The organism is Neisseria perflava, assembly GCF_019334725.1.
In the GTDB taxonomy this organism is placed as follows: Bacteria; Pseudomonadota; Gammaproteobacteria; order Burkholderiales; family Neisseriaceae; genus Neisseria; species Neisseria subflava_A.
Genome location: NZ_CP079818.1, coordinates 643913 through 657263 on the forward strand (window position 1 = coordinate 643913; position 13351 = coordinate 657263).

Annotated in this window: 14 protein-coding genes; 9 read left to right on the forward strand and 5 right to left on the reverse strand. The window is 48.4% G+C overall.

Annotation, left to right across the window (positions count from 1 at the left end):
* Positions 1 to 36: 36 nt before the first annotated feature.
* Together gluQRS and tal are read right to left on the reverse strand one after the other, a co-directional pair.
* Positions 37 to 924 (reverse strand): tRNA glutamyl-Q(34) synthetase GluQRS, encoded by an 888-nt coding sequence (gluQRS, locus tag LPB400_RS03245; protein ID WP_219089388.1) that lies wholly within the window; start codon positions 922 to 924, stop codon positions 37 to 39.
* 154 nt (positions 925 to 1078) lie between these two features.
* On the reverse strand, positions 1079 to 2134 hold the full coding sequence (gene tal, locus LPB400_RS03250; RefSeq protein ID WP_219089389.1) for a transaldolase: 1056 nt from the start codon (positions 2132 to 2134) through the stop codon (positions 1079 to 1081).
* 134 nt (positions 2135 to 2268) lie between these two features.
* Here tal and LPB400_RS03255 point away from each other — a divergent pair, with 134 nt between their 5' ends.
* The 7 genes from LPB400_RS03255 (at position 2269) to hpf (ending at position 7644) form a co-directional block, all read left to right on the forward strand.
* The gene (locus tag LPB400_RS03255) at positions 2269 to 3243 is read left to right on the forward strand and encodes a KpsF/GutQ family sugar-phosphate isomerase (RefSeq protein ID WP_219089390.1); all 975 of its coding nucleotides are present in this window, start codon (positions 2269 to 2271) and stop codon (positions 3241 to 3243) included.
* 66 nt (positions 3244 to 3309) lie between these two features.
* On the forward strand, positions 3310 to 3846 hold the full coding sequence (locus LPB400_RS03260; RefSeq protein ID WP_219089391.1) for a KdsC family phosphatase: 537 nt from the start codon (positions 3310 to 3312) through the stop codon (positions 3844 to 3846).
* Complete coding sequence (lptC, locus tag LPB400_RS03265) at positions 3843 to 4424, forward strand: LPS export ABC transporter periplasmic protein LptC (protein WP_107792121.1); 582 nt, start codon at positions 3843 to 3845, stop codon at positions 4422 to 4424. The genes LPB400_RS03260 and lptC overlap by 4 nt, the downstream gene beginning before the upstream one ends.
* Positions 4405 to 4935, forward strand: coding sequence for a lipopolysaccharide transport periplasmic protein LptA (gene lptA, locus LPB400_RS03270; RefSeq protein ID WP_107768727.1), 531 nt, complete (start codon positions 4405 to 4407; stop codon positions 4933 to 4935). The genes lptC and lptA overlap by 20 nt, the downstream gene beginning before the upstream one ends.
* A 70-nt stretch (positions 4936 to 5005) precedes the next feature.
* Complete coding sequence (gene lptB, locus LPB400_RS03275; RefSeq protein WP_003679854.1) at positions 5006 to 5740, forward strand: LPS export ABC transporter ATP-binding protein; 735 nt, start codon at positions 5006 to 5008, stop codon at positions 5738 to 5740.
* Between the two features lie 184 nt (positions 5741 to 5924).
* A complete protein-coding gene (rpoN, locus tag LPB400_RS03280; protein ID WP_107810551.1) occupies positions 5925 to 7280 on the forward strand; it encodes an RNA polymerase factor sigma-54 in 1356 nt (451 codons plus the stop codon).
* Positions 7281 to 7329: 49 nt separating this feature from the next.
* On the forward strand, positions 7330 to 7644 hold the full coding sequence (hpf, locus tag LPB400_RS03285; RefSeq protein WP_003686778.1) for a ribosome hibernation-promoting factor, HPF/YfiA family: 315 nt from the start codon (positions 7330 to 7332) through the stop codon (positions 7642 to 7644).
* Positions 7645 to 7717: 73 nt separating this feature from the next.
* Here hpf and LPB400_RS03290 read toward each other — a convergent pair whose 3' ends face one another.
* Positions 7718 to 8995 (reverse strand): AmpG family muropeptide MFS transporter, encoded by a 1278-nt coding sequence (locus LPB400_RS03290; RefSeq protein ID WP_225905496.1) that lies wholly within the window; start codon positions 8993 to 8995, stop codon positions 7718 to 7720.
* Between the two features lie 261 nt (positions 8996 to 9256).
* A complete protein-coding gene (locus LPB400_RS10975) occupies positions 9257 to 9430 on the reverse strand; it encodes a hypothetical protein (protein WP_225905495.1) in 174 nt (57 codons plus the stop codon).
* A 910-nt stretch (positions 9431 to 10340) separates the two neighbouring features.
* Between LPB400_RS10975 and ftnA (LPB400_RS03300) the strand changes: the two genes are divergently transcribed.
* Positions 10341 to 10826: a non-heme ferritin gene (gene ftnA / locus LPB400_RS03300; protein ID WP_003686837.1), complete on the forward strand. Its 486-nt coding sequence runs from the start codon at positions 10341 to 10343 to the stop codon at positions 10824 to 10826.
* Between the two features lie 16 nt (positions 10827 to 10842).
* Positions 10843 to 11340 (forward strand): non-heme ferritin, encoded by a 498-nt coding sequence (gene ftnA / locus LPB400_RS03305; RefSeq protein ID WP_003686798.1) that lies wholly within the window; start codon positions 10843 to 10845, stop codon positions 11338 to 11340.
* 171 nt (positions 11341 to 11511) lie between these two features.
* On the opposite strand, the gene pgi is transcribed toward ftnA (LPB400_RS03305), so the two are convergent.
* Complete coding sequence (gene pgi / locus LPB400_RS03310; RefSeq protein WP_070765648.1) at positions 11512 to 13152, reverse strand: glucose-6-phosphate isomerase; 1641 nt, start codon at positions 13150 to 13152, stop codon at positions 11512 to 11514.
* Between the last annotated feature and the right edge of the window lie 199 nt (positions 13153 to 13351).

The following is a 13351-nucleotide window of genomic DNA, read 5'->3' on the forward strand; positions in this document are numbered from 1 at the left end:
TAATACCTAGAGTAATTTTGTTGTAATCGTGCTAATTCATTTCGTGATAATGGACGATTTTGGGATTTTGTTCATTTGCCAGTGCACCACCGCCCAATCGAGTAATTCTTGCGGACGGTTTACGGCGGGGGCATCGGGTAGGTTGAGATAGGTCAGGACTTGGCGGAGGAGTTGTTCTTTTTGATTCAAATCCAAAGCTGGGGCAAGGGTTTGTTTCGACCACTTTTGCCCTTGGCTGTTGGTTAATAGCGGCAGGTGGGCGTAGGATGGTGTGGGAACGCCGAGGCATTGTTGCAGATAGATTTGGCGCGGCGTAGAAACGAGCAAGTCCTGACCGCGGACAATATGCGTTATGCCTTGATCGGCATCGTCGGCAACCACGGCAAGCTGATAGGCCCAATAGCCGTCGGCGCGAAGCAGGACAAAATCGCCGATGTCGTGTGCCAGATTTTGTGCGTAATGCCCGACAATGCCGTCTGAAAAACCGATTACGTGATCGGGAACTTGAATACGCCATGCCGGCGTTTTGTTTTGCGTGTCGGGTCTTTGCTGTGGATTGCGGCAACGGCCGTTATACACAAATCCGTCTGCGCCCTGAGTTGCCACTGCCTGCCAGTCTTTGCGGCTGCAATAGCAGGGATACACCAGCCCGGCTGCTTTGAGGCGGTCGAGTGTGTCTTGATACAGGTCGTAACGGCGGCTTTGATAGGCGACTTCGCCGTCCCACTCAAAACCGAAAGCCTCAAGCGTGCACAAAATGTCGGCAGCGGCGCCGGGCATTTCGCGCGGGGGGTCAAGGTCTTCAATGCGGACCAGCCATTTGCCCTGATGGGCGCGCGCGTCGGCATAGGAGGCGACGGCGGTCAGCAGGGAGCCGATATGAAGCAGGCCGGTAGGGCTGGGGGCGAAACGTCCTATATACATGGCAGGGTGTTTATGTAAGGCAGGGTAAGTATGCCTGCACGGTATTCAAATCGTGATAGAAAAGGGCGTGCCGTACACGCCCGAATTTGGGTTTCAGACGGCCTGAGACTTTTCAAAATGATTTAAGTTTCAATCGGCCGTCTGTTTAATCCGCTTAAGCCAAGGGAGCCAGCAGTTTGGCGAAAGCGTCTTCAAATTGTTTCAAACCGTCTTCCTGCAAACGCGTTGCCAAAGTTTCGACATCAATGCCGAGTTTGGTGGTTTCGGCGAGCTGCGCTTGGGCTTCGTCCGTACCTTCGGTCAACGTGGCTTTGGCGGTACCGTGGTCGATAAAGGCTTTGAGTGTTGCATCGGGAACGGTGTTGACGGTATGGGCGCCAATCAGGCTGTCAACGTACAAAGTGTCAGGATAGGCAGGGTTTTTCACGCCTGTGGATGCCCACAAAAGTTGTACGCGGTTGGCACCTTTTTCGGCAAGTGCGGCAAATTCGCTGCTGCCGAAGTATTGCGCCCAATCTTGATAGGCGGCTTTGGCCAGCGCGATGGCGACTTTGCCTTTGAGGTGGTCGGGCAGGGTGGCGTCCAACGCGGCATCGACACGGGAAATAAAGAAGCTAGCGACAACTTGGATATGGGAAACGTCGTGCCCTGCTTCCAAACGTTTGGCAATGCCGCGTGTGTAGGCTGCATAGGCTTTGAGGGTTTGGGTGCGGGAGAAGAGCAGGGTCAGGTTGACGCTGATGCCGTCTGAAACGAGGGTTTCGAGTGCTTCGATGCCTTCGTCGGTTGCCGGTACTTTAATCATGGCATTTTTACGGCCGATAGCGGCGTGCAGGCGGCGCGCTTCTTCAACCGTGCCTTGTGCGTCTTTGGATAATTCGGGCGAAACTTCGAGGCTGACGAAGCCGGTTTTGCCGCCGGTGGATTCGTGTTCGGTAAGGCATACGTCGCAAGCGGCTTGTACGTCGGCAACCGCCATGGTTTCGTAGCGTTGTTTCGGGGTCAGGTCTTGCTGTTTGAGCGCGGCTACTTCGTCGGCGTACAGGGCATCGCCTGCAAAGGCTTTTTGGAAAATGGCAGGATTGGAAGTTACGCCGCACACGCCCTGTTTGAGCATTTCGGCCAATTCGCCGCTTTGTACCAGCGAACGGGAGAGGTTGTCCAACCAGATTTGTTGTCCTAATGCTTTAACGTCCGATAAAATAGTCATCTCTGATTCCTTTTACATAATAGGTTTGTTTGTGAAGTGGCGGTAATGCTACGCCGATTCGATGAATTTGAACAGTTTACAGCCGATTAATTTGGGCAAAACAAACCTAAATTCAAGCATGAAAGGCGGCTTTGATGGCGGAAAACACACTTTATCTCGACTGGGCGCGCGATGTATTGGATACGGAAGCTGAAGGTTTGCGTGAAATTGCGGCGGCTTTGAACCATGATTTTGTCCGTGCGGCGGAAGCGTTGTTGCACTGCAAGGGCAGAGTGGTCATTACCGGCATGGGCAAGTCCGGACACATCGGCCGCAAAATGGCGGCGACCATGGCTTCCACCGGTACGCCTGCGTTTTTCGTCCACCCTGCCGAAGCGGCGCACGGCGATTTGGGCATGATTGTGGACCACGATGTTGTGGTTGCCATTTCCAATTCCGGCGAAAGCGATGAAATTGCGGCGATTATTCCGGCGTTGAAACGCAAAAACATCACGCTTATCTGCATCACTGCCCATCCGACTTCCACCATGGCGCGTCATGCCGATATCCATATTACCGCGGCGGTTTCCAAAGAAGCCTGCCCGCTCGGCCTTGCGCCGACTTCCAGTACGACCGCCGTGATGGCGTTGGGCGATGCGCTGGCGGTTGTATTGTTGCGCGCACGCGCGTTCACGCCCGACGATTTTGCTTTAAGCCATCCGGCCGGCAGCTTGGGCAAACGCCTGCTGTTGCGTGTGGCGGATATTATGCACAAAGACGAAGCCCTGCCTGCCGTTTTGTTGGGTACGCCGTTGAAAGAGGCCATTGTCCGCATGAGTGAAAAAGGCTTGGGCATGTTGGCGGTAACCGATGCCGAAGGCCGTCTGAAAGGCGTATTTACCGATGGCGACTTACGCCGTCTGTTTCAAGAACGCGACAGCTTTGCCGGTTTGAAAGTGGACGACATCATGCACGCTTTGCCGAAAACCATCTCCGCCGACCGCCTGGCCACCGAAGCCTTGAAAGCCATGCAAAGCGGCCATGTGAACGGTTTGCTGGTGGTCGAAGAAAACGGCGTACTGATTGGCGCGCTGAACATGCACGATTTATTGATGGCACGAATTGTCTGAATCGACGGCAAAAACGTTTTCAGACGGCCTTATGCTAGAATAGGCCGTCTGAAATAAGGAAACCTTATGCAAAACCTCTCTTCCGACCTGCAACAACGCGCTTCAGGCATCAAACTGCTGATACTGGATGTAGACGGCGTTTTGACCGACGGCCGCATTTTTATCCGCGACAACGGCGAAGAAATCAAATCGTTCCACACTTTGGACGGACACGGTTTGAAAATGCTTCAGAACAACGGCGTGCAAACGGCGATTATTACCGGCCGCGATGCGCCTTCCGTCGGTATCCGCGTGAAGCAGCTCGGTATCAACTATTACTTCAAAGGTATTCACGACAAACGTGCCGTCTACGCCCAATTGCGCGAACAGGCCGGCGTGGAGGAGCATGAGTGCGCCTTTGTCGGCGACGATGTTGTCGATTTGCCCGTGATGGTGCGTTGCGGATTGGCGGTTGCCGTCCCTGAAGCGCATTGGTTTACTTTGCAATACGCCCATTATGTAACCGAACGTTCCGGCGGCGCAGGCGCGGTGCGTGAAGTGTGCGATTTGATTATGCAGGCGCAAGGTACGCTTGAACCTGCTTTGAAAGAGTATGTACGATGAAAATCAGATGGCGTTACGGAATCGCCTTTCCGCTGGTGTTGGCCGTTTCACTCGGCGCACTGGCGGCGTGGCTCGGCCGCATCAGCGAAGTGCAGGTCGAAGAAGTCGTCCTCAATCCGAATGAGCCGCAATATTCGATGAAAGGTATCAACGGCAAACGTTTTGACCAAGAAGGCCGTCTGAAAGAAGACCTGAGCGCGGCCGATGCCGTTCAATATCCCAATAGCGCGGACGTGCATTTGGACAAACCGCATCTTTCGTTTTACCGCGACGGCAGCCTGTTGTACGAAGTCGGCAGCGACAAGGCCGTGTACAATATCCAAAACAAAAAAGTCGTTTTTGAACAAAATGTTGTCTTAAACAAAGCAGCAGATGCCAAGCGTTTGGCCGGCATCGTCAAAACCGAACGTTTGAATGTCGATACCGAAGCACAATACGCCCATACCGACAGCCCGGTTACTTTCCAATACGGACAGTCCGGCGGTCAGGCAAACGGCATGACTTATGACCACAAAACCGGTTTGCTGAATTTCCCTTCCAAAGTGAAAGCCACAATTTATGATACAAAAAATTTGTAAAACCTTAGCCCTTGTTGCCGTTTTTGCCGCCAGCCCGGCCTTTGCCCTGCAAAGCGACAGCAAGCAGCCGATTCAAATCGAAGCCGACCAAGGCTCGCTTGACCAAAACAACCAAAGCACCACCTTTTCCGGCAACGTCATCATCAAACAAGGCACCCTCAATATCCGTGCCGGCAGCGTAACCGTTTCGCGCAACGACAAAAGCGAGCAGTTGATGAAAGCCACCGGCTCGCCCGTCAAATTCAGCCAAGAGTTGGACGGCGGCAAAGGCGTGGTCAACGGCCAAGCCAATACCGTCACGTATTCTTCCGCAGCCAGTCTGGTTACCCTGTCCGGCAATGCCAAAGTACAGCGCGGCGGCGATGTGGCCGAAGGTGCGGTCATCACGTACAACACCAAAACCGAGGTTTACACTATCAACGGCAGCGCTAAATCCGGTGTGAAATCCGCCGCGAAATCCGGCCGCGTCAGCGTGGTCATCCAGCCGTCCAGCACGCAGAAAAACAAATAAGAAAACACACAAAAAGGCCGTCTGAAAAAGGTTCAGACGGCCTGAGGTCAATATCGAAAGTCAACAGAATATGAGCGCAAACAACAGCCGTCTTGTGGTTCAAAACCTGCAAAAAAGTTTCAAAAAACGCCAAGTCGTCAAAAGTTTCTCCCTTGAAATCGAAAGCGGCGAAGTCATCGGCCTGCTCGGCCCCAACGGCGCGGGTAAGACCACCAGCTTTTACATGATAGTCGGCCTGATTGCCGCCGATGCAGGCAGCGTGATGCTGGACGGACAAGAGTTGCGCCACCTGCCCATTCACGAACGCGCCCGCCTCGGCGTCGGCTATCTGCCGCAGGAAGCCTCGATTTTCCGCAAAATGACCGTGGAACAAAATATCCGCGCCATTTTGGAAATCAGCATGAAGGACAAAAGCCGCATCGATGCCGAACTGGAAAAACTGTTGGCCGATTTGAACATCGAACGCCTGCGCAACAACCCCGCGCCGTCTTTATCCGGTGGCGAACGCCGCCGTGTCGAAATCGCGCGCGTGTTGGCCATGCAGCCGCGTTTCATTTTGTTGGACGAACCTTTTGCCGGCGTTGACCCGATTGCCGTCATCGATATTCAGAAAATCATCGAGTTCCTCAAATCACGCGGTATTGGCGTATTGATTACCGACCACAACGTGCGCGAAACCCTCAGCATCTGCGACCGTGCCTACATCATCAGCGACGGTACGGTATTGGCTTCAGGCAAGCCGGACGACTTGGTCAACAATGAACAAGTCCGTTCGGTTTACTTGGGTGAAAATTTCAAATATTGAATGCATATTTGACGGCAATCGTAAAACCGGTTTCACACGAGGCTCTCATTTCAATTGAGGGTAACTGTAAATATTGAAATAATTACTAAGAATACAAATATAATACCTATAACCTAGTTTTTCAGACGGCCCTCCGTACAAAGGCCGTCTGAAAAACTATCTATACACTTCGAAAAAAAACGCTATGTCTTCACTCGTCCTTAAACTCAAACAGACCCAGCAGCTCAACCAGCGGCTGCAGCAGTCTTTGCGCATCTTGCAGATGTCGGGTCTTGAGCTTGAGCGCGAAGTGGAAGACTGGTTGTTGGACAATCCTCTGCTTGAGCGTCCGGAAACTGATGAGTTTGCCGATAGCGGGCTCAACCGTGCGGTAACCATGCCGCGCGCAGGTCAGCAGTTGAGTGGCGACGATGCCGAAGATATTTGGAGCAACATCGCCGAAGAAGAGGATTTCAAACACTATCTGCATGCCCAAGTGTGCGAGCATCCGCTCTCGCAAGTGGAAGCGGCCTATGTTCACGTCTTGATTGATTTTTTGGATGAACAAGGCTACCTCACCGACAGTCTCGAAGAAATCATCGACCACACGCCGTTGGATTGGATGCTGGACGAAGAAGCCCTGCAAAATGCGCTGGATGTATTGCAAACCTTTGAGCCGCCCGGCGTAGCGGCGGCCGATTTGACCGAGTCGCTCATGCTGCAATTAATGCGTTTGCCGGCTTCTCCTGCCCGACAAATGGCCGCGCATTTGGTGCAAAGTTCGCTTCAAGAGTTAGGCAAAAACCGCAAACAAAACGTTCTGCGTTTCCGCAAACTCTATCCCGATACCGACAGCGAAACCATAGAAGCCGCGCTCGATATGATTGCCGAGCTCAATCCCTATCCGGCCTACGGTTTCGCCTCTGCCACGCCTACACCTTATATTCAGCCTGACGTTTGGGTCAAAGAGGGCAAGGACGGCTGGGAAGTCATCAGCAACGAGGCGGCTTGGCCGAAGCTGCAGCTCAATCAGGAATATTGCGACCTGATGAAATCGGCGGAAGAGGGCGCGCCGAAGTGGAAGGAAAAAATCAGTGAAGCCAAACAGCGCATTGATTCTTTGGAACTGCGCAAAAGCACAGTCCTCCGCCTTGCCGAGTATATTGTCAAAAATCAGGAAGATTTTTTCATCTTCGGAGAAATCGGCCTGTCGCCCATGCTGATGAAAGATGCCGCCGCCGAATTGGGTTTGGCGGAAAGCACCATTTCGCGCGCTGCCAACCAGAAATATTTGTCTTGCCCGCGCGGCCTGTTTGCGTTACGCTATTTCTTCACACAGGCAGTCAATGCCGATGATGACGGCGAAGGGTTCAGTCAAGGCGCAATCAAAGCTGTCTTGAGCCAGCTGATTGAAAGCGAAGACAGCAGCAAACCTTATTCGGACGAGGCCCTCGTCAAATTATTAAAACAACGCGGCATTGAAATCGCCAGACGTACAGTTGCTAAATATAGAGAATCATTAGACATACCACCGGCACACAAACGAAAATTTACCGAGTAGATATATTCCGATCCGTTTTGACGGACTAATCAACCGAAGGAGCTGTATCATGAATCTGAAAATCACCGGTCTGAATTTTGATGTTACCGAAGCCATCAAAAACTATGTTTCCGACAAGTTGGCACGAATCAATCGCCACGCCGACAACATCATCTCTGTGACCATTACGCTCTCGGTGGAAAAAGTCAATCAAAAAGCCGAAGCCGATGCGCATCTGGCAGGCAAAGATTTGCACGTTGAAGCGATTGAGCAGGATATGTACGCCGCGATTGATGTTTTGATGGACAAGCTCGACCGCGCTGTTTTGAAACATAAAGAAAAAAGCGGCGATGTCCGCAGCACTGTCAAACCTGAAGCAGAATAAAGTTTTTGTATGATAAAGGCCGTCTGAATATTCAGACGGCCTTTTGTTTTGCTAGAAGTTTTAGACTGGCAATCTAGTTACTCACTTTTTGACCATTCCACGGTGCCACTTTAAACAGCAGCAACATGCCCGGTATGCCCAAAGCAAAACACAGCCAGTAGAAATTGAAGTAACCCATCGCTTCAATCAGATAGCCTGCCGTTGCGTTCATAAATGTACGCGGTACGGCAGATAGGCTTGTAAAAAGGGCTAATTGCGTTGCCGTAAATGCCGTATTGGCTTGTTGCGCCATATACGAGACAAACGCTGTTGTGCCTAAGCCGACGCCGATTGCTTCAGCCGCAATTACAACCGCTAAAAAGATTCGTTCCGATGCACCGACATGGTCAAAATGTCCGAAGCTTGCCAGCCATGCAAAGCCTAAAATGGTGACCCACTGTATCAAACCGAATAACCACAGAGCACGATTAACCCCAAGTTTGGTGATCCAAATGCCGCCGATAACGCCAAAAATTACAGCCGGCCATAAACCTGCGTTTTTTCCAATCAGACCAATATCGGTTTTAGAGAAGCCCATATCGAGATAAAACGGTTGAGCCAAAGCAGTTGCCATGCTGTCGCCCAGTTTATACAGCAAGATGAACGCCAAAATAGTCAAAGCCTGCTTCACACTCTGGCGGGTAAAGAAATCGTGAAATGGTTCGATAACGGTTTCTTTTAAGCCTTTGGTTTCAAGAGTTGAGTGATCTGGCTCGCGTGCTATGAACAAGGTCGCAAGTAAACCTGGGATCATAAACAGGGAAGTAATGATGAAGACGGTTGACCAAGGCAATCTGTCGGCCAAAATCAGACTTAATGAGGCCGGAATTAATGAAGAAATACGGTAGGCATTCACATACAGCGAGTTGCCTAATACCAATTCTTCATCTGACAGTACTTCGCGTCGGAATGCATCAATCACAATATCTTGGCTGGCGGAGAAGAATGCTGTAGCACAAGCTAAGCCTAAGATGATGGATAAATGTTCTTGCGGTCGGACAAATGCATAGGAAGCCAAAAGCAATAGGAGTGCTATTTGGGTAATCAGCATCCAACTGCGCCGTAAACCTAAAAATGGCAGGCGTACGGTGTCCAAAAGAGGTGACCAGATGAATTTCCAAGTGTAGGGGAAACCAATCAATGCAAATAGGCCAATGGTTTTCAAATCAATGTGTTCGCTACGCAGCCATGCTGGAATCAGGCTGTATAGAAAATAAAGCGGCAACCCCGAAGTGAAGCCTGTGAAAATGCAGATCAGCATTTTGCGCGAAAAAATCTTGCGCCAAGTGCTGGGTTGGGGTGCGGTTGTCATAGTGGAATCAATAAAAAAGAAAAGGGATATTGTAGCAAAGATGGGGGATATGGCGAATCAACTTCTGCTATCTTTATTGAATAATAAAAGGCCGTCTGAAACTTTGACAAATTAAGTTTCAGACGGCCTTTTGTTGGAACAACTGGTTTGGCGGGCAACGGAGACTTCAGGACGGAAGAAGGGTTGCTTGGGTGTATTCATAAAATTGAAGTTAAGAAAGTTTCAGACGACCCCTAGAGATCGTTTGAACGATGAGAAATATCAGTGGTAATTTGTGCCGTCAGTGTAGCCGTTTCCTGATTTGTCCACAGCAAAAGCAGAAATCGGACCGATCGTTACTGTCCCTTTAGGCTGAGTTTCTTGGTAATACTCATATGCTGCAACACCCATACCAGTTGCAGCACCAACAGCAGCACCAATTGTGCCACCGACCATAATAGCTGGTCCGGCAGGAATACTGCCAAAAGCTATACCGACACCCAGACCAATACCTGCACCAATTGATCCCCCTATTTATGCACCATTTGCTCCTCCTTGAAGGATTCTCTCTCCTAAGCCTCCTCCATAAATTAGTTCCAGATCCTCAATGGATAGTTCAATCATGTTATTTTTCCTTTTCAAAAAAATTAGATGTAGAATATTGAGTCAATACACCCAATATGGAAAAAATAATAAAAGCATGAATATAAATCATAAAATCAACATTATCTCCTTGGTAGCTTTCATAAATAAAAACGATTGGTATTGATATACAAATTAAAATATACAGGTACTTTGAAATTACCAGTAACTTATACACAAATTTTGATTTCATAGCCTAGTCTTTCATTTGAATAAAATCTACCCTAATCAACTTTCCAACCAACTTCCTAACTTCTTCATGCTTTCCCTGATTGAAGTTAACCAGTAGATTTTTCAACAATATGTATATTATGTTAAATAATAAATGGTAATTGTCACATTCAAATATTAAGGATAACCTACTTTGAAACTATATCGCTTTGATGCGTAATTCTATAAAAAACATTGAATTTTCATGTTTTCTATTTATCCAGTATTTTGGAGTTGATAAGTGAGAGCAAAAAACTTTGGAAATCTACGATTCTCCTTCCAACACCTCATCATTTCTCTAGAGAATTTAGGCAAAGGAGATATTGATAACTCATTTCATTAAATTGAACCAAATGAGAATGATTTATTTTTAAAATCCTTTTAAATTAATGGGTTACATAAAAATTGATAAAATAAAATTGACTATTCTCAATAAAATGAGTAAAATTCATCCGCAAATACAAATTTTTTATTGTGATACATCTATTAACCGCATTGAGAAAAGGAGTTAGTTATGCTAAGTAAGTCAATTACAGCAAAATTAAACGAACAAATTAATCTCGAGTTGTATTCATCAAATGTCTATTTGCAAATGAGTGCATGGTGCCATAAACATGGTTATGAAGGCGCTGCAGCATTTTTACTTCGTCATGCCGATGAAGAATTGGAACATATGCAAAAGTTGTTTACTTATGTGAGCGAAACCAGTGGAATGCCTTTGTTAGGTAAAATTGACGCCCCTAAACACGATTACGCTTCATTAAAAGAAGTTTTTGAAACAACACTTGAACACGAAAAACTAGTGACATCTAAAATTAATGAGTTAGTTGAGAGTACTTTTGCAGAAAAGGATTACTCTACTTTTAACTTCTTACAATGGTATGTAGCTGAACAGCATGAAGAAGAAAAATTATTTAACAGTATTGTTGATAAATTCAAACTTCTTGGTGAAAGTGGTACAGCGCTCTACTACATTGATCGTGAATTAAAAACTTTATAAGAATAGGAGAAATAAAATGTTATCAAATAGCGTGATTAAACTATTAAATGATCAAATGAATTTAGAGTTTTATTCTTCTAACTTATATTTACAAATGAGCGCCTGGTGCGAACAACAAGGTTTCGAAGGAGCTGCAAAATTTTTATCAGAGCATGCGGCTGAGGAAATGCAGCATATGCGTAAACTCTTCACTTATTTAAATGAGACCGGCGCATTGGCTATCATCACACAAATTGATGAACCACCTCATCAATTTTCATCATTGAAACAAGTACTTGAATTAACTTATGAACATGAAAAGTTAATTACCTCTAAAATCAATGAATTAGTTGGTAGAACTTTTGAAGAGAAAGACTACTCTGCCTTTAACTTCTTACAATGGTATGTGGCTGAACAACATGAAGAAGAAAAATTATTCAGTGGAATTTTGGATAAATTAAATCTTCTTGGTGAAGATGGTAAAGGTTTGTTCTTAGTTGATAAAGATTTAGGCGCATTAACAACAAACAACTAATCAAGTCTGATGAAAAAGGCTAAGTCATTATCGATTTAGCCTTTTTTTATATCAAAATCTAGCTACTTTTGTCTAAAAGTGCGGTGCTTTAACGGTTCATTCTTACCGCCGATTAGGTTTTGAAATGCCCGTAAGACAGGCAGATATGCTTGTCTTACGGGCATTTTATTTTCAGACGGCCTTCGATCTTGCGTTGCAACTGCGGTAGAAGGCGATCAGACCGTTGGTGGAGCTGTCGTGTGCAGGCGTGCCGCGTTCGAGTTCGGGTTCGATGGTTTTGGCCAGCTCTTTACCGTATTCCACGCCCCATTGGTCGAAGGGGTTGATACGCCAAATCACGCCTTGAACGAAAGTACGATGTTCGTAAGCAGCCATCAGCATGCCGAGGTTGAAAGGCGTCAGGCTGTCGATGAGCAGGCTGTTGCTCGGACGGTTGCCGGGGAATTCTTTTTGCGGTGCAAGGCGGTTGCGTTCGTCTTGGGGCAGGGCGGCCAATTCGATTTGTACTTCGTTTAAGGTCTTACCTTTCATCAGCGCTTCGGCTTGGGCGAAGGCATTGGCAACGGTAAAGCGGTGTTGGCGGTGGTTGCCGTAGACTGTGGTCATGGGGACGATGAAGTCGACGGGAATCAGACGCGTGCCTTGGTGTAGAAGCTGGAAGTAGGCATGTTGGCAGTTGACGCCTTCATCGCCGAAGACGATGCCGCCGGTGGTGCAGGAAACGGGTTGGCCGTCTGAAGTACGCTGTTTGCCGAGGCTTTCCATATCGAGCTGGTTGAGCCACGGGGTAAAGAGGCGCATGTTGTGGCTGTATGGGACAACGGTTTGTCCGTCTGAATGTTGGAAGTTGTTGTACCAAACATTGATGAGCGCCATCAGGACGGGAATGTTGCGGCGGAATGGCGTTTCGAAGAAGTGGGTATCCATCGCGTGTGCACCGGCAAGCATTTTGCGGAACGCTTTTTCGCCAACGGCAACCATCAGCGGCAGGCCGATGGGCGACCAGACGGAATAGCGGCCGCCAACCCAGTCGGACATGGCGAAGACTTTGTCGGGGGAGATGCCGAAGTTTTGGGCTGCGGCCACATCGGCGGAAATGGCGCAGAAGTGGCGGTAGATGCCGGAATCAGGCAAACCTGCATCTCGATACCAAGTACGCGCAGCGTAGGCATTGAGCAGGGTTTCCGGTGTGCGGAACGATTTGCTGGCAATGCTGAATACGGTGGTTTCGGGGTTGAGGCCGAGAAGGGTTTGGGCCAGGTCGGCATCATCGGAGTTGCTGACAAAGTGGACGCGTATGTTTTGCCAATAAGGCTGCAGCGCCTGTGTGGCCATGCGCGGCCCTAAATCGGAGCCGCCGATACCGATGTGAACCAAGTCGGTAATCGCTTTACCGGTAATGCCTGCGTGCGTGCCGTCTAAAAGTTGGCGTGCGAACTCGAATGCGCGGTTGAGTTCGTGATGAACATTTGGCACGATGTTTTCGCCGTCAACGTAAACAGGTTTGGCATTGGCAGGCAGGCGCAGGGCGGTGTGGAGGACGGCGCGGTGTTCGCTGGTGTTGATTTTTTCACCGCTGTTCATGGCCTGCATATATTGTGGCAAATCGGCTGCTTCGGCGAGTTGGCACAATAAGTCAAGGGTGTTTTCATCTAGGCGGTTTTTACTGTAATCAAATAACAAACCGTGCAGAATTTCGTGCATATTGTTGAAACGTTCGGCATCTGCGGCGAAGCGTTCGCGCAGGGTAACGTGTTGAGTACCGGCATGATGGGTTTCCAAGGCCTGCCATGCGTCTGAGTATGCGGACATTTCGTTTCCTTAGTATGTAACGGTAAATAAGCAGGGTATCTATTTTCTGCTTTTTGTAGTTGTTTGTAGTTTAACAAATTTGGACAACTTTTGGGAGGTGGGAGGGGCGGTTTTGTTTAAGAAATGTATGCGAAATGCAATAGAAACGGTTGATTATCATCAAGTTTCTGTAAAAAAGGGGGTATGACACCGATGTCTG